This is a genomic window from Nocardia sp. NPDC051756, assembly GCF_040681495.1.
Classification (GTDB): Bacteria; Actinomycetota; Actinomycetes; order Mycobacteriales; family Mycobacteriaceae; genus Nocardia.
The window spans coordinates 208,195-222,502 of the sequence record NZ_JBFAYV010000002.1 but is presented as its reverse complement, the minus strand read 5'-3'; the positions used below and the strand labels follow the sequence as shown (position 1 = coordinate 222,502).

The window sequence follows — 14,308 nt, the reverse complement described above, 5'->3', positions numbered from 1 at the left end:
CGGTCGGCGACGATGAACGGGCTGCGCAACAGTCGCCCGGAGCAGGCTGCGCCATTGTCGCTCATCACGTCTCGAGTTTTCGCGGGACACCCGCTGCCGTCGGCACTAATTACGCACGGACGGCAACACTGTAGCTAGCGCGGCTGACCTCGGGGAAGCCTCCCCGGCTCAGGAGCGTGGCTTACGCCGCTCCGGCCGCTTCGCCGGCGCGCCCTCGCGGCGCGGTCCGCGGGTGAACGAGCGCTGTCCGGGCGGACCCTGATCGGGGGTCAGCTGGATGAGCACGCCGCTGATCCTGGTGCGACGCAACGCTTCCAGCGTCTCCGGGGGAAGGTCCGCGGGCAACTCGACCAGGCTGTGGTCGGGCCGGATGCTGATGTGCCCGAAGTCGCTGCGGCGCAGGCCGCCCTCGTTCGCGATGGCGCCGACGATCGCGCCGGGCACCACGCGGTGCCGCTTGCCGACGCTGATCCGGTAGGTGGCCAGCTCGGTGCCGTTGGCCCGGCTGTGCTGCCCGAAACCGGAACGGTCGTCGTCACCTTCGAAGCGGCGCGGGCGATCCGGGCGTTCGCGGCGCTCGCGCACCGGCTCCGGCGGCTCGGGCTGCATCAGGAAGTTGTCACCGTCGCGGGACAGCACGGCCAGTGCCGCCGCGATGTCGACCAGCGGAATGTCGTGCTCGCGTTCGTAATCCTCGATGAGCCTGCGGAACAGCGCCAGGTTCGACGAGGTCAGGCTCTCGGTGATGTTGTCGCCGAACTTGGCCACGCGCTGCGCGTTGACGTCGTCGACGCTGGGCAGCTGCATCTCTTCGAGCGGATGCCGGGTGGCCCGCTCGATCGACTTGAGCAGGTGACGCTCGCGCGGCGCGACGAACAGCAGGGCCTCGCCGCTGCGCCCGGCCCGGCCGGTGCGGCCGATGCGGTGCACGTAGGACTCGGTGTCGTGCGGGATGTCGTAGTTGACCACGTGCGAGATGCGGTCCACGTCCAGGCCACGCGCGGCCACGTCGGTGGCGACCAGGATGTCCAGCGCGCCGGACTTGAGCTGCCCGATGGTGCGCTCACGCTGGTTCTGCGCGATGTCGCCGTTGATGGCGGCCGCGGAAAAGCCCCGGGCGCGCAGCTTTTCGGCCAGCTCCTCGGTGGCCTGCTTGGTGCGCACGAAGATGATCATCGCCTCGAACGACTCGACCTCGAGCACCCTGGTCAACGCGTCCAGCTTGCGCTGATGCGAGACCTGCACCCAGCGCTGGGTGATGTTGGTGGCGGTGGAGGTCTTCGACTTGACCGTGATCTCCACCGGGTTGTTCAGGTACTGCTTGGAGATCTTGCGGATGGCCGCGGGCATCGTCGCGGAGAACAGCGCGACCTGCTTGGTCGACGGCGTGTCCTTGAGGATGCGCTCGACGTCCTCCTGGAAGCCCATCTTCAGCATCTCGTCGGCCTCGTCCAGCACCAGATACTTCAGCTGGGACAGGTCGAGCGTGCCCTTCTCCAGGTGATCGATCACCCGGCCGGGCGTGCCGACCACGACGTGCGCGCCGCGGCGCAGGCCGGACAGCTGCACGCCGTAGGCCTGGCCGCCGTAGATCGGCAGCACGTGCAGCCCGGGGATGTGCGTGGCATAGCGGCCGAACGCCTCGGCCACCTGGATCGCGAGCTCGCGGGTCGGCGCGAGCACCAGGGCCTGCGGAAGTTTGCCGGAGGTCTCGAGACCCATCAGGATCGGGATCGCGAACGCGGCGGTCTTGCCGGTGCCGGTCTGTGCGAGGCCGACCACATCGGCGCCGCTGAGCAGTGGCGGAATCGTCGCAGCCTGGATCGGCGACGGCGACTCATAGCCCACATCGGCGATGGCCGCGAGGATGCGGTCATCGATCCCGAGATCGGCGAAGGTCGGGCCGTCGGTGTCCCTGTCGTTGTCGCCAGGAACGCTGTCGACCTGATTGGTACTCATTGACCAGGAGTTTACTGCCTCGTGCTGGCTTGCCCGGCCACCGCCCCAATACGGTGAGACCTATGCAACTGGATAGCTCCGAAACGAATCACAACGCAGCACCGAACCAGCTGGACGTGGCGGTCGTCCAGTTCGCCCCCGGCACCGACCCGTCGGCCAACCTTTCCACGCTGCGCGAGCACGTCCGCGCGGCGCGCGATCGGGGCGCGTCGGTGGTGGTCGCACCGGAATACTCGATGTTTGCCGTCACCCGGCTCGATGCGCGCGTCGTGGCCGCCGCCGAACCTCTGACCGGGCCGTTCGTCACCGGACTCGGCGAGATCGCCGGTGAATTCGGGGTGCACCTGGTGGCCGGAATGGTCGAACAGATCGCGCCGGACAGTAGCCGGATCCGCAACACCCTGGTCGTCCTCGGACCGGACGGAACTCTCGTCACGAAGTATCGGAAGGTTCATCTCTACGACGCCTTCGGGCACCTGGAATCGGAGGTGATCGAGGCCGGCGCGATCGAGCCCGCGGCCACCTTCACTGTGGCGGACGTGACATTCGGTTTGCAGACCTGCTTCGATCTGCGCTTCCCCGAGGGCATCCGCCGGGTGGCCGCCGCGGGCGCGCAGGTGCTGGTGTTGCCGGCCCAGTGGATTCCCGGTCCGGCCAAGGTCGATCAGTGGACGACGCTGCTGCGCGCCCGGGCCATCGAGAACACCGTTTATGTGGCCGCCGCCGATCAGGCCGCGCCGCTCGGGGCGGGCGCGTCGATGATCATCGATCCGACCGGCGCCGTGCTCGCCGAACTGGGCGACGAACCGGGCGTGTTGACCGCGGGCATCGACCTCGCCCGGCTGGCCGAGGTCCGCACCACCAATCCGAGTCTTTCCCTGCGTCGATTCGCGATCGCGGAGCGCAGCTAACCACCTATGACCGCGCGATCGGGTGCCGGATCGGCGCAGTATCGCGAAGCGGACAGATCGGGCGCCCGGTCGGCGTAGCGTTTCAGTGGATGATCTACACCGATCGGACGTCCGCCGGTCGCGCGCTCGCCACGCATCTGGACAACCTGCGCGCGACCCATCCGCTGCTGCTCGGCCTGCCCCGCGGCGGGGTTCCGGTGGCCGCGGGGGTGCGCGAGATCATCGGTGGCGACCTGGACATCCTGCTGGTCCGCAAGCTCGGCGTGCCGTGGCAGCCGGAGTTGGCGATGGGCGCGATCGGCGAGGGCGGGGTCCGGGTGCTCAACTCGGATGTGTTGTCGCACATCGGGATAACGCCGCAGGAGTTCGCCGAGATCGAAGACCTCGAGCGGGTCGAACTGGATCGCCGCCGGACGGTGTGGCGCGGCGACGCGGAGCCGATCCCGCTGGACGGGCGCACCGTGGTGATCGTGGACGACGGGATGGCGACCGGCGCGACGGTCGTGGTCGCCTGCCGGGTCGCCCGCCTGCATCAGCCGGCCCATGTGGTGGTCGCGATCCCGGTCTCCTCCGCCGAGGCCCTGCGCAGAGTCGCGGCGGAGGCCGACCAGATCGTCTGCCCGCTGGTCCCGCGCACCCTCGGCGGCGTCGGCACCGCCTACGAGGACTTCCACCAGCTCGAGGACGACGAGGTCACCACCCTCCTCGCCTGAATCCCGCCGCACCCCTTCTGATTTCCCGCACCGAAAATTGCATGCGATTCCAGGTGCGGTAAATCAGAAAGCGTGCGTCTGTCAGACCTCGGTGATCCCTTTGCGGTGGCGTTGCGCCAGGTCGGCGTAGAAGGTGGGGTTGAGTTGGATCCACATTTGCGCCTGGGTGCCTTCGATCGGCCGTTTGACCACGGCGGGGGAGCCTGCGGCCAGCACGCCGTCGGGGATTTCGGTGCCCGGCTGCACCAGCGAGTGTGCGGCGATCATCGAACCCGCGCCGATCTTGGCCATGTCCAGCACCGTGGTTCCGTTGCCCACGATGGCTTCCGCGCCGACCGACGCGCCGTGGAACACCACGCTGTGCGCGATGGTCGCGCCCGCGCCGATCTCCATCGGCACGTCCGGCGGCACGTGCAGCACCGCGTTGTCCTGGATGTTGGCGCGTTCGCGAATGATGATCGGCGCCAGGTCCGCGCGCAGCACCGCGCCGTACCAGATCGAGGCGCCCGCCTCCACCCGCACGTCGCCGATCAGCGTGGCGGTCGGCGCGATGAACGCGGTCGGATCGACTTGCGGGCGTTTGCCTTCGAATTCATAGAGGGGCATTCGCCCACCGTAACGCCGAGCCTCACCAGCGGTCGGCGTAAGCGCCCGCCCGTTCGGCGGCGGTGACCATCGGGCGCAGCTGTGCGATGAATCCGTGCGCGGTCACCGGAATGATGTCCACATCGGTGCCGGTGCGCACCGAGTAGCGGCCGTCGTCCACCACGTCGATCCAGCAGAGCACCCCGAACGGCCGGAGCTCGCCGTCCTCGCGCCGGGCGGACACCACGATCTGCCCGATGCCGTCGCGTGGCTGCCGCAGCATTCTGCGGATGCGGCTGGGCACCGTCGGACCGGCGACCGGCACGGTGACCAGGTCGCGGCTGTCCTCGCCGACCCGGGCCAGCGGAGCGGTCAGGCGCGGGGTGGTGCCCGGGGTGCGTTCCGGCAGCATCGAAATGACCCGGGCGGTCAGGCTCTTCACGCTGCCGACGAATAATCGGATGTCGCCGCCGCGATCCGCGGTCGCGCCGGGACGCTGCGCGGCCACCACCGCGACATTGCCCGCCGCGGCGCCGAGCACCCGCACCGGCCGGATGCCGCTCGCCGAACCCGGCTCGGCGTCCCGCTCGCCGAACACCTCGATCCGCAGCTCCGGCGCGCCGAGCACGCGCAGCGCCGCTTCCAGGTCGGGGTCGAGCACGCGATCGCACCAGCTCTGTAAGGCCGGTAGTTGCGCGTCCCGCTCTTCGGTGTCGCGTGCGGATAACCGGACGGCCAGCGGATAGGGGATCCGATCACCGTCGGTGCGCGCCCAGGCCAGCGCGAACTGGTCCGGCGTCAGCGTCCAATTCACTCCAGCTCGGTCCACTCGCCGAGCACCGGCGGCGTGGTCGGATCGATGGCGCCGATCAGCTCACCGTTGTCGTCGGCCGGTTCGAGATAGGTCGGCAGGTCGTCGAAGTGGAAGTCGTCCTCGTCCTCGTCGTCGAAGCGCGGGGCGCGCGCGTTCGCCGCAGCGCTGGCGGCGACGCTGGAACCTTGGCGCGGTGCGTCACCGACAGCCATCGCGCCGCCCATCAGACCGCCCATCGCGCCGGCGCCGAGCCCGGTGACCGCGTCGCTGGTGCTGGGCGAGTTGGTCCGGCGTTCATCGCGTTTGCGTTGTTCGTCGGGGGTGCCCGCGCCCACGGTGCCCGGAGCGCCCGGCACGCTGATCGGTGCGGCGGTCGAGGCGGTGGTGGTGGTCGGTGCCGCGGCCGTGGTCGCCGCCGCGGGCACGGAGTGCAGCTGGGTCGCGGCCGGTGCCAAGGACAGGGGAGTGTCGGCCGCTGCGGCGGTTATGCGAGGTGCCGCCGGTGCGGAAGGACTTCCGGCATCGGCGACCGCGCTCGATGCGGCCACCGTCGCGCGTTGGGTTTCCTCGGGCTGCGGGTCCTCGGGTGTGGCCTGCTCGGCGGCCGGTGCGGCGGCGGCCGGTGCGGCGCCCGGTTGTGTCGTCACGACCGCGGCCTGCGCCGGAACCTGTTGCGCAACGGGCGTTCCCGCGTCGATTCCGGCTCCGGTGACCTTGGCGGCCGGGCTCCCGCTCGGCGCGGCCGGCGCATCGCCGAACTGCTCGTCCAGGAACGCGGGCACGTTGGTGCCGGTGGGGATGAACACCCCGGCGTAGATGTCGTTCATCGAGCGCACGATGTCCTGCCGCGTGTGCTCGGTCGTCTTCTGGTCGGCGACATTGCTGGTGGCCTGGGTCGGATCCAGCAGCGCGGCACCCAGATCGGGCGCCTTCCCGGACGGTGCGGCCACCGCGGCGCGCAGCGCCTCCGCCGCGTCGCCCGCCTGGCCGAGCCGTTGCGAGACCACCGCGAGCACGTCCGCGAGATCCTGGCCGGTCTGCTCGAACCCGTACACGGCCTCGACCGCCTGCTGCGCCGCGCTGCCGCGCCAGCCGTCGGCGATGTCCGCTCGAATCTCGATGTGCGCCTGCGAGATCGCCTCGGCCAGCCCGGCCGCCGCGTCACCCCAGGCCTGCTGTCCGCCGGTGAGCACCGCGGGATTCAGCAGTTGGACCTTGTCGTGGATTTCCTGATGGGTCAGATTGTCGAAGACCTCGACATTCGGCGCGTACGCCGGATCGTTGCGCCGGGCGAGCAACCGCTCGGGCGTGCGGGGCAGCTTACGCATGCGTCGCTCCCTCTGCGCCGATCCGGCCGACGGCCGAGGCGAGCACGTGGTCCGCGCGGTGGTAGGCCGCGCCGGCGGCCCGGAAGGTCAGTGCGAGTTCCCTGGCGGCTTCGGCGTATTCCCACATCCGGGTGAGCGCGCCGTGCGCCTTGTTCTCGAAACCGGTGCGCAGCGCGTCACCGGAGGCGAACCCGCCGAATCCGGGGAGTGATGAGGCGGCGCTGAGCGTGCGGATCTGATCCTCGATCTGATTGGCGAGTTGCTCGTAGCGGCGCGCGCAACGTTCGTGCACGCCGTCCGCGACGAGCACGCGGTCGATCCACAGGTCTCCGTCGTTGACCGCGCTGTGTAGTCCGGCGGCACTGGCACCGGGCGCCGCGAAATTCGACAGATCCGGGCTCCCGACCCCATTGGCGTTCTCGTCAGCTGGCATCTGGCGTCCCCCTTTCTCATCTCTGAGCAGGCTCAGTTCACGGGCGCCGCGCCAACCCCACGACGGCACCCTGCATCCAGTCCGCGATGTCGGCAGCGACCCGCGCGTGCACCGGCTCGTGCAGAAGATCGTGCCCGGCATCGGTGTACTCGCGTAAATCTACCGATTCGTGGCGCTGAGTCCATACCCTGACCGCATCAATCGGGGCCCGCCGGTCCTCGACGCCGTGCACCGCGAGGATCGGAAGGCCGCGTGGCAGAGGTGTTCCCAGCGCGTCGGGGGTGCCGCCGCCGAGCGCCCGTTTCGATACGCCGGACAGCACCAGTCCGTGTACCGCGTCCGCCGGGATCGCCGGGCGCAGCGGGTAGGAGCGTTCCAAGGCGGCGGTGTCCGCGGTCGTCCCGCGCGCCTCCGGTTCCGCGGCGCCGAACAGGCCGAGCACGGTGACCGCGCCGAGCGAATGCCCCATCAGGACCAGCGGCGGCCCAGGTTCCGTGGCGCGCACGAGCTCGAACAGCATCCGCGCGTCCGCGACCAGCTCCGCCAGGGTGCCGGGGTTGCCGTGATCACCCTCGCTGAGGCCCTGCCCGTAGGTATCGAGCGCCCACATTCCGATGTCGGCGGCTTTGAGCGTGCGGGCGAAGCGGTGATAGTGACCGCTGTGCTGACCGATCCCGGGGAGCAACAGCACGGTCGCGACGCTGTTTTCGACCGGCCACCGCCGATAGTGCATCCGGCCGCGCTCGCCGTCGAAAAATGGCATGCCATGATCTTGCCAAATATTTTGTCGCTCAGGGGACTTCATGCCGCATCCCAGCGGGCGCGGCGTGTCTTCGCCCCGGCCACAGGTGGTGTGAGAACGGTCCGCTTCTGTTCAGGTGGCTAGACTGCGAGCCGATCGCCGTGCCGTCTTGCCGAGACCCGAGGTGCCCGTTGAGAACACTCCGTCGCCCAGGTTCGTTGCTGTGGCCCGCCGTATTGGTCGCGCTGGCGTGTACCGCACCCGCGGCCGCCGCGGACCCGATCGCCACACAGCCGATCGCCACACAGCCGATCGCCTCGTGCGCGCCCGCCTTCGCCGCGCCCGCGGTGCCCGCCGGGGTGCCGTTCCTCGACTGGTCGGAGAACGTCGGCTACGACGCGCAGGGCAACCTGTGGGTGTCCCGGACCTACCGCAACGAGGTGCAGCGGTACAACCGTTCGGGCGCACTGACTGCGACCGTTCCCGTCGAATTCCCCGGCGCTGTCCGCAGCGGACCGGACGGGCTGCTGTATGTCGTCTACGGCGACTCGCCCACCAGCGCGATCCGGCCCGGCGGGGTCGTCCGTTTCGATCCGTCGGCCGCGAACCCGAAACCTGAGGTCTTCGTTTCCGGGTTCACCTTTCCCAATGGCGCGGCCTTCGATGAGACGGGCGATCTCTACGTCGCGTCCACCGTGGGTGTGGTCCGCGTGCGCCGGGACGGAAGCGTCGATACCGCCTGGACCGGGAAGGCGGCGAAGCTCGGTGCCAATGGCATTGTCGCGCAGGGGCGTTCGCTCTATGTGACGTCCAACGGGGGCCCGCTCGGTCAGATTCTCCGGATTTCGATCGACGACCCGAGCAACCAGACGGCGGTCGCCGACCTCGCCTCGTCGCTGCCCGGTGTCCCGGACTTCGCCGATGATCTGCTCGTCGATGCCGACGGAATCCTCTACGTCACCACGCTTTCCGGCCAGCTGGTCCGCATCGATCCGGCCTCCGGCGTGGCCTGCGCGGTGTTGTCCGGTGCACCGTTGACGTCGGTCGTCGCCACACCCGGGCAGCCGGACGAGCTGCTGGCCGGTACCGAGGGCGGTGCGGTCCTGCGAGTTCAGTTGGCTCGCTGAGCTTCCGGACCGACGGCGCGTTCGATCCGCGCGGATACCGCGCGCAGCTGACGGATCAGCTCCGGCGGTTCGTGCACGTCGAAATCGGCGCCGAGCGCGATCAGCCGGTGCGCCAACCACTCCGGGGAGTCGTCGCGGAGGGTGTCCAGGCGGCAGGTGTTCTCGTCGATCGCGATGACCTCGCCTGGTTCGTCACCCAACCGGCCGGCGATCCGCCGCGCAGCCGCGTGGATAGTGACCGAGAGCCGGAAAGTCGGTGTACCCCAGTCGGTTCGGCGTCCGGCCACATACGCCGCGGGATCGGCGGCGGGTAGTTCGCGTGGCGGGAAGCGCGCCGCCGTCGGCTGCGGGCGCTCGATCCGATCGACCCGGTAGATCCGCCAGTCGTCGCGGTCGACGTCATACCCGACGAGATACCAACGATGCCGCGCCGGGACGAGCCCGACCGGTTCGGCCTGCCGCCGCGATTCCGCGCCGCCGCCGTCGCGATACGCGAAACGCACACGCTCCCGGTTGGTTACGGCCGCGGCCAGCGCCGTCAGCACCTCCGGATCCACCAGCGGACCGGTATCGGCCGGCAGCGCCAGCGCGGTGCCGAGCACCCGTACCCGTCGGCGCAGCTTCGCCGGCAGCACCTGCTCCAGCTTGGTCAGCGCCCGCACCGACGACTCCTCGATGCCCGCGACCGCGTAACCCGCCGCCACCCGCAGCCCGACCGCGATGGCCACCGCCTCGTCGTCCTCGACCAGTAGCGGCGGCAACGCCGACCCCGCGACCAGCCGGTACCCGCCCGCCGCCCCCATCGTCGCCTCGACCGGATAGCCCAGTTCGCGCAGTCGATCGATATCCCGGCGCACCGTCCGGTCGGTGACGTTCAGCCGTTCGGCCAGTTCGCTACCCGGCCATTCCCGCGGAGTCTGGAGCAATGACAGCAGGCGAAGCAGCCGTGCCGGTGTGTCGTTCATGAATTCGAGGATTCCAGATAACTAGGACATAGATGGTCCTACATGGGTTCTAGCGTGGTGCACAGATCGCAAGCCCCACAGGCAAGGAGCCGCACCGATGACCGACCACCGCACCGCCGTTCGCCCGTTCCGCATCGACATCGCGCAGGCGGACCTGGACGACCTGCACGACCGCTTGCGCCGCGCCCGCTGGTCGCCGCAGCTGCCGGGTCCGGGCCGCGACCGCGGCGTTCCGGTCGCCTACCTGCGCGAGCTCGCCGACTACTGGCGCACCGAATTCGACTGGCGCGCACAGGAGGCGGCGCTGAACGAGTTCCCGCAGTTCATCACCGAAATCGACGGCCTCGACGTGCATTTCGTGCACGTCCGCTCGCCCGAGCCGGACGCGGTGCCGCTGATCCTGACCCACGGCTGGCCGAACACCTTCGTCGAATTCACCAAGACCATCGGACTGCTCACCGATCCGCGCAGACACGGTCTCGATCCGGCGCAGGCCTTCCACGTGGTCGTGCCGTCGGTGCCCGGCTTCGCGTTCTCGGCAGCGCCCACCGAGATGGGGATGACGCCGCGGCGGGTGGCCGAGATGTGGCTCGTGCTGATGGACCGGCTCGGCTACCGGCGATTCGGTGCGCAGGGCGGCGATCTCGGCGCGTATGTGGTGCCCGAGCTGGCGATCGCGGCGCCGGACCGGGTGCTCGGCGCGCACATCGACGGCGGCGTCGGCATGCCGAGCGCGGCCGACGTGCCGACCATGACCCCGGACGAGCGGGCCGAATGGGATCAGATGCAGAAGTGGATGACCGGGGTGAACCATCACGTCCTGCTACACGCCGCGCCGCAGACCTTCGCGCACGGGTGGACCGATTCGCCGGTCGGCCTGCTCGGCTGGCTGATGCACAAGTTCAACGAATTCGCCCCGCTCGCCGACCAGGCCGAGGATGTGATCGACCGCGATCACCTGCTGACCAACATCAGCCTGTACTGGTTCACCAACACCGCGGCGACGTCATCCTGGCCGATGTACAACGGCCTGGGCGAGAACGGATTCGCCTGGCCGAAGGGCCAAAAGCTGGTTCCGACCGGCGTTTACGGGGGCGGCTCGGCGCTGATGCTGCGACTTGCCCAGCGCGACAACGACATCGTGCACTGGCCGGAGGGCAACGCCGGCAATCACTTCGTCCCGATGGAACGTCCGCGGATGCACGTCGAAGACATCCGGGCCTTCTTCGCCAAGCTTCGCTGAATCAGGCGGTGCGGCACCGCCGTTCGCGGCGGTGCCGTCGAATCAGTTGGCCGGGGCGGGCTTGGTGAACTCGCCGTGCACCGCGGCACCGGCGGGCGCGCCCGGGGTGGACGGTGCGGGCGGCGGCGCCGGGGCGGGCGCCGGAGCAGGCTCGGGCGACGGGGGCGCCACCGGGGCCGGAGCGGGTGCCTGCGCCGGGGCGGGCGCGGGCTTCTGCTCGGTGGTCGGCGCGGGCGCCGGACCGACCTCGGTGCCGTTCGGGCCCGGTGCGACCAGGCCGCCGGGGGCATTCGTGTTCGACGGCGCCGGGTGGGCCACCGGCTGGTCCGGCACCATGAAGGTGCCGACGGTCGGCGTCATCAGGCAGTGCGCGAACGGGTAGTCGATGATGCCCCACATCGAGGCGATCACCGTGCCGGGTCCGCTGCGCACCGTCTTGGACAGCGACGGCAGGCCGTACTCGGTGATGTCGTCGAGCGAATCGATGCCGCTGGCGCCGTTGTTGATGTTCACCCAGGCCACGACCAGGCCCGAGGCCAGCGGCGTGCCGGTGTGCGCGGGGGTCGCGCTGAACCGCAGCTCGCCCGGCGCGACATTGAGGTCCTGGCTGTTGCCGACGCCATCGGTGGTCGCGGCCGCGATGATCGTGGTGACCGGGCCGATGCTGCCGCAGCCGAAAGTGGGTGCGGCATAGGCGAACGGAGTGAAGGCGCTGGTGACGTGGCGCAGTCCGGCGACGTCGGCGAGCTTGGTGTACTGCGTCAGCGCGCCGACACCCGCCTGCGCGGTCGGATCGGGACCGGCGGTCTCGGTCAGGTAGGTCAGCGCGGCGTCCAGCGGTGACGGCTCGGGATCCGCGCCTGCCGTGCCACCCATGGTCAGCGCCGCGCCGATGCCGAGAGCTGTCACGGCCGTGGCGGCGCGTGCGATGGTCCTGCCGTTCACTCGAACTCCTCGATACGCAAAGTCTCGGGGTCCCCAACCCACGTGCAGCAACGTACCAGTTCGTCCGGAATACCGCCCAGGTAGCGCTGCCGTTCACCCGGTGTCGACGCCCGCGAGCGTGTCCTGCCGGTGTGATCCACTCGACAGTAGAGGATTACCGGAGGGTAGGTTGGACTCGGACGTACGAGACACAGACGGAGCTGCGTATGAAAATAAGCCTGTCCCCCGATGATGTCGCCTTCCGCGACGAACTGCGCAACATCTATCGGACCGAGATCCCCGCGGACATCCGTGAGCGCGCCAAGTACGGCCAGGAGCTGTCCCGCGCCGACATCGTCCGGTCGCACAAGACCCTGAACGAGCACGGCCTCGCGGTGCCGAACTGGCCGGTCGAGTGGGGTGGCAAGGACTGGACCCCGATGCAGCGCCACATCTGGCAGGACGAGATGCAGCTGGCCTCGGTGCCCGAGCCGCTCACGTTCAACGCGCAGATGGTCGGCCCGGTGATCGCGCACTTCGGCTCGCAGGAGCTCAAGGAGCGCTTCCTGCCGCCCACCGCCGCGCTCGACATCTGGTGGTGCCAAGGCTTTTCCGAGCCCGACGCGGGTTCGGACCTGGCCTCGCTGCGCACCACCGCGGTGCGCGACGGCGACTCCTACATCGTCAACGGCCAGAAGATCTGGACCACCCTGGCCCAGTACGCGGACTGGATCTTCTGCCTGGTGCGCACCGATCCGAGCGCGCCGAAGAAGCAGGCGGGCATCTCGTTCCTGCTCTTCGACGTGAAGTCGCCCGGCGTCACCATCCGCCCGATCAAGCTGATCGACGGCGGCTACGAGGTGAACGAGGTGTTCTTCGAAAACGTCCGCGTTCCGGCCGATCAGCTGGTCGGCGAGGAGAACATGGGCTGGACCTACGCCAAGTTCCTGCTCGGCAACGAGCGCACCGGCATCACCGGCGTCGGCCGCACCAAGGTGAAGCTCGGCATCGCGAAAGAGTATGCGGCGCAGACGAAGTCGGGCGACGGCACGTTGCTGACCGATCCGCTGTTCGCGGCGCGCATCGCGGAACTGGAGAACGAGCTGCTCGCGCTGGAACTCACCCAGCTGCGCGTGGTCTCCAATTCCACCGACGGCAAGCCGAATCCGGCGTCCTCGGTGCTGAAGCTGCGCGGCTCGGAGTTGCAGCAGGCCGCCACCGAGCTGCTGGTCGACATCGCCGGCCCGGACGCGCTGCCGGTCGGCGCCGACGACATCGCCTCGCCCGGTTGGGCGCAACGCAGCGGCCCCGGCTACCTGAACTATCGCAAGACAACCATCTACGGAGGCTCCAGCGAGGTGCAGCGCACCATCATCGCCTCCACGATCCTCGGATTGTGAGGCGCCGCCATGGATTTCGATCTCACCGATGAACAGGAAATGCTGCGGGACACCGTGCGTGACCTGCTGGCCCGCAACTACGATCCCGAGACCCGGCTGAAGGTGACCGACACCGAACTCGGCTGGAGCCGCGAGGTGTGGCAGCAGCTCGCCGAACTCGGCGTGCTCGGCCTGACCTTCACCGAGGAGGACGGCGGCGTCGGCGCCGGCCCGGTGGAGACGATGGTCGTGCTGCACGAGGTTGGCCGCAGGCTGGCGCCCGAGCCCATCCTGGACGCGGTGCTGGTGCCGGGTGCGCTGATCGCCGCGGCGGGCAGCGCCGAACAGCGGCAGCGCGTGCTGCCCGAGGTGGCGTCGGGCACCAAGCTGCTCGCCTTCGCGCATGCCGAGCCCGGCGTGCGCTGGCCGTCCACCGAACTCGCCACCACGGCTGTGCCGCAAGGTGATTCGTACGTGCTGACCGGCATCAAGAACCCGGTCGCGCACGGCGACTGCGCCGACGAGCTGGTGGTCAGCGCGCAGCTGCCCGGCGGCGGGACCGGGCTGTTCCTGGTCGGCGCCGAGGCCACCGGCGTCACCCGCAAGCCCTACCGCACGGTGGACGGGCAGCGCGGCGCCCAGCTCGAGTTCGAGCAGGCCCCGGCGGAGCTGCTCGGCGGCGATGCCGATGCGGCAGCGGCGATTCAGTCGGCGCTGGTGCAGGCGCAGGCGAGCCTGTGCGCGGAATCCATCGGTGCGATGGAGGAGGCGCTGCGGCTGACCACGGATTACCTCAAGCAGCGCAAGCAGTTCGGGGTCACGCTGTCGAAGTTCCAGGCGCTCACGCATCGAGCGGCCGACATGTACGTGTCGCTGGAACTGGCGCGCAGCATGAGCCTCTACGCCACCGCGGCCGTCGCGGACGGGACGAGCGACCCGCACGTCGCCTCGCGGGCCCGGCTCCAGGTCGGTCGTTCCGCGCGGCACATCGGTCAGGAAGCCATCCAGATGCACGGCGGCATCGGCGTCACCGCGGAATACCCGGTCGGTCACTATGTGGCCCGGCTGACCGCGATCGAGCGCACGCTCGGCGGCGGGCTCGAGCACCTGCGGGTGCTCAGCGCGCGGGTCGGCGAGTACGCCCTGCCCGAGCTGTAAACCCTTGCGGTGGTGCGCGATCCGCGC

At 69.7% G+C, this 14,308-nt stretch carries 14 protein-coding genes; 6 read left to right on the top strand and 8 right to left on the bottom strand.

All coding sequences use genetic code 11. The features are described from left to right. Positions 1-168 precede the first annotated feature (168 nt). Positions 169-1,959 carry a DEAD/DEAH box helicase gene (locus AB0M22_RS07045; RefSeq protein ID WP_364722112.1) on the bottom strand — a complete coding sequence of 597 codons (1,791 nt, stop codon included), beginning with the start codon at positions 1,957-1,959 and terminating at the stop codon, positions 169-171. 62 nt (positions 1,960-2,021) lie between these two features. On the opposite strand from AB0M22_RS07045, the gene AB0M22_RS07040 reads away from it, so the two are divergent. Together AB0M22_RS07040 and AB0M22_RS07035 are read left to right on the top strand one after the other, a co-directional pair. Further along, entirely contained in the window at positions 2,022-2,870 is an 849-nt protein-coding gene (locus AB0M22_RS07040; protein WP_364722110.1) for a carbon-nitrogen hydrolase family protein, read from the top strand. An 89-nt stretch (positions 2,871-2,959) separates the two neighbouring features. Beyond that, positions 2,960-3,583: a phosphoribosyltransferase family protein gene (locus AB0M22_RS07035; RefSeq protein ID WP_364722108.1), complete on the top strand. Its 624-nt coding sequence runs from the start codon at positions 2,960-2,962 to the stop codon at positions 3,581-3,583. Between the two features lie 81 nt (positions 3,584-3,664). Here AB0M22_RS07035 and AB0M22_RS07030 read toward each other — a convergent pair whose 3' ends face one another. Genes AB0M22_RS07030 through AB0M22_RS07010 form a run of 5 tightly spaced genes read right to left on the bottom strand, consistent with a single transcriptional unit; the run spans position 3,665 to position 7,506 of the window. Beyond that, positions 3,665-4,189, bottom strand: coding sequence for a gamma carbonic anhydrase family protein (locus AB0M22_RS07030; RefSeq protein ID WP_364722106.1), 525 nt, complete (start codon positions 4,187-4,189; stop codon positions 3,665-3,667). Positions 4,190-4,211: 22 nt separating this feature from the next. Then, complete coding sequence (locus AB0M22_RS07025; protein WP_364722104.1) at positions 4,212-4,982, bottom strand: ESX secretion-associated protein EspG; 771 nt, start codon at positions 4,980-4,982, stop codon at positions 4,212-4,214. Further along, the gene (locus tag AB0M22_RS07020; protein WP_364722102.1) at positions 4,979-6,310 is read right to left on the bottom strand and encodes a hypothetical protein; all 1,332 of its coding nucleotides are present in this window, start codon (positions 6,308-6,310) and stop codon (positions 4,979-4,981) included. The genes AB0M22_RS07025 and AB0M22_RS07020 overlap by 4 nt, the downstream gene beginning before the upstream one ends. Next, a complete protein-coding gene (locus AB0M22_RS07015) occupies positions 6,303-6,743 on the bottom strand; it encodes a hypothetical protein (protein ID WP_364722100.1) in 441 nt (146 codons plus the stop codon). The genes AB0M22_RS07020 and AB0M22_RS07015 overlap by 8 nt, the downstream gene beginning before the upstream one ends. A gap of 37 nt (positions 6,744-6,780) precedes the next feature. Beyond that, complete coding sequence (locus AB0M22_RS07010) at positions 6,781-7,506, bottom strand: alpha/beta fold hydrolase (protein WP_364722098.1); 726 nt, start codon at positions 7,504-7,506, stop codon at positions 6,781-6,783. A gap of 170 nt (positions 7,507-7,676) precedes the next feature. On the opposite strand from AB0M22_RS07010, the gene AB0M22_RS07005 reads away from it, so the two are divergent. Next, the gene (locus tag AB0M22_RS07005) at positions 7,677-8,612 is read left to right on the top strand and encodes a hypothetical protein (RefSeq protein ID WP_364722096.1); all 936 of its coding nucleotides are present in this window, start codon (positions 7,677-7,679) and stop codon (positions 8,610-8,612) included. Here AB0M22_RS07005 and AB0M22_RS07000 read toward each other — a convergent pair. Beyond that, the gene (locus AB0M22_RS07000) at positions 8,597-9,577 is read right to left on the bottom strand and encodes a YafY family protein (RefSeq protein WP_364722094.1); all 981 of its coding nucleotides are present in this window, start codon (positions 9,575-9,577) and stop codon (positions 8,597-8,599) included. The two genes, AB0M22_RS07005 and AB0M22_RS07000, sit on opposite strands and share 16 nt — an antisense overlap. Positions 9,578-9,674: 97 nt before the next feature. On the opposite strand from AB0M22_RS07000, the gene AB0M22_RS06995 reads away from it, so the two are divergent. Next, a complete protein-coding gene (locus AB0M22_RS06995; RefSeq protein ID WP_364722092.1) occupies positions 9,675-10,820 on the top strand; it encodes an epoxide hydrolase in 1,146 nt (381 codons plus the stop codon). 42 nt (positions 10,821-10,862) lie between these two features. On the opposite strand, the gene AB0M22_RS06990 is transcribed toward AB0M22_RS06995, so the two are convergent. Next, positions 10,863-11,765, bottom strand: coding sequence for a hypothetical protein (locus AB0M22_RS06990; RefSeq protein WP_364722090.1), 903 nt, complete (start codon positions 11,763-11,765; stop codon positions 10,863-10,865). Positions 11,766-11,971: 206 nt separating this feature from the next. Between AB0M22_RS06990 and AB0M22_RS06985 the strand changes: the two genes are divergently transcribed. Both AB0M22_RS06985 and AB0M22_RS06980 read left to right on the top strand, forming a co-directional pair. Then, the gene (locus AB0M22_RS06985; RefSeq protein ID WP_364722088.1) at positions 11,972-13,144 is read left to right on the top strand and encodes an acyl-CoA dehydrogenase family protein; all 1,173 of its coding nucleotides are present in this window, start codon (positions 11,972-11,974) and stop codon (positions 13,142-13,144) included. A 9-nt stretch (positions 13,145-13,153) separates the two neighbouring features. Then, on the top strand, positions 13,154-14,281 hold the full coding sequence (locus AB0M22_RS06980) for an acyl-CoA dehydrogenase family protein (protein ID WP_364722086.1): 1,128 nt from the start codon (positions 13,154-13,156) through the stop codon (positions 14,279-14,281). Positions 14,282-14,308: the final 27 nt, after the last annotated feature.

Coding starts and splice junctions, on each gene's coding strand:
- AB0M22_RS07015 (WP_364722100.1), bottom strand. CDS start 6,743: ATGCCAGCTGACGAGAACGCCAATGGGGTCGGGAGCCCGGATCTGTCG.
- AB0M22_RS07040 (WP_364722110.1), top strand. CDS start 2,022: ATGCAACTGGATAGCTCCGAAACGAATCACAACGCAGCACCGAACCAG.
- AB0M22_RS06995 (WP_364722092.1), top strand. CDS start 9,675: ATGACCGACCACCGCACCGCCGTTCGCCCGTTCCGCATCGACATCGCG.
- AB0M22_RS07030 (WP_364722106.1), bottom strand. CDS start 4,189: ATGCCCCTCTATGAATTCGAAGGCAAACGCCCGCAAGTCGATCCGACC.
- AB0M22_RS07000 (WP_364722094.1), bottom strand. CDS start 9,577: ATGAACGACACACCGGCACGGCTGCTTCGCCTGCTGTCATTGCTCCAG.
- AB0M22_RS07020 (WP_364722102.1), bottom strand. CDS start 6,310: ATGCGTAAGCTGCCCCGCACGCCCGAGCGGTTGCTCGCCCGGCGCAAC.
- AB0M22_RS07035 (WP_364722108.1), top strand. CDS start 2,960: ATGATCTACACCGATCGGACGTCCGCCGGTCGCGCGCTCGCCACGCAT.
- AB0M22_RS06985 (WP_364722088.1), top strand. CDS start 11,972: ATGAAAATAAGCCTGTCCCCCGATGATGTCGCCTTCCGCGACGAACTG.
- AB0M22_RS06980 (WP_364722086.1), top strand. CDS start 13,154: ATGGATTTCGATCTCACCGATGAACAGGAAATGCTGCGGGACACCGTG.
- AB0M22_RS07045 (WP_364722112.1), bottom strand. CDS start 1,959: ATGAGTACCAATCAGGTCGACAGCGTTCCTGGCGACAACGACAGGGAC.
- AB0M22_RS07010 (WP_364722098.1), bottom strand. CDS start 7,506: ATGCCATTTTTCGACGGCGAGCGCGGCCGGATGCACTATCGGCGGTGG.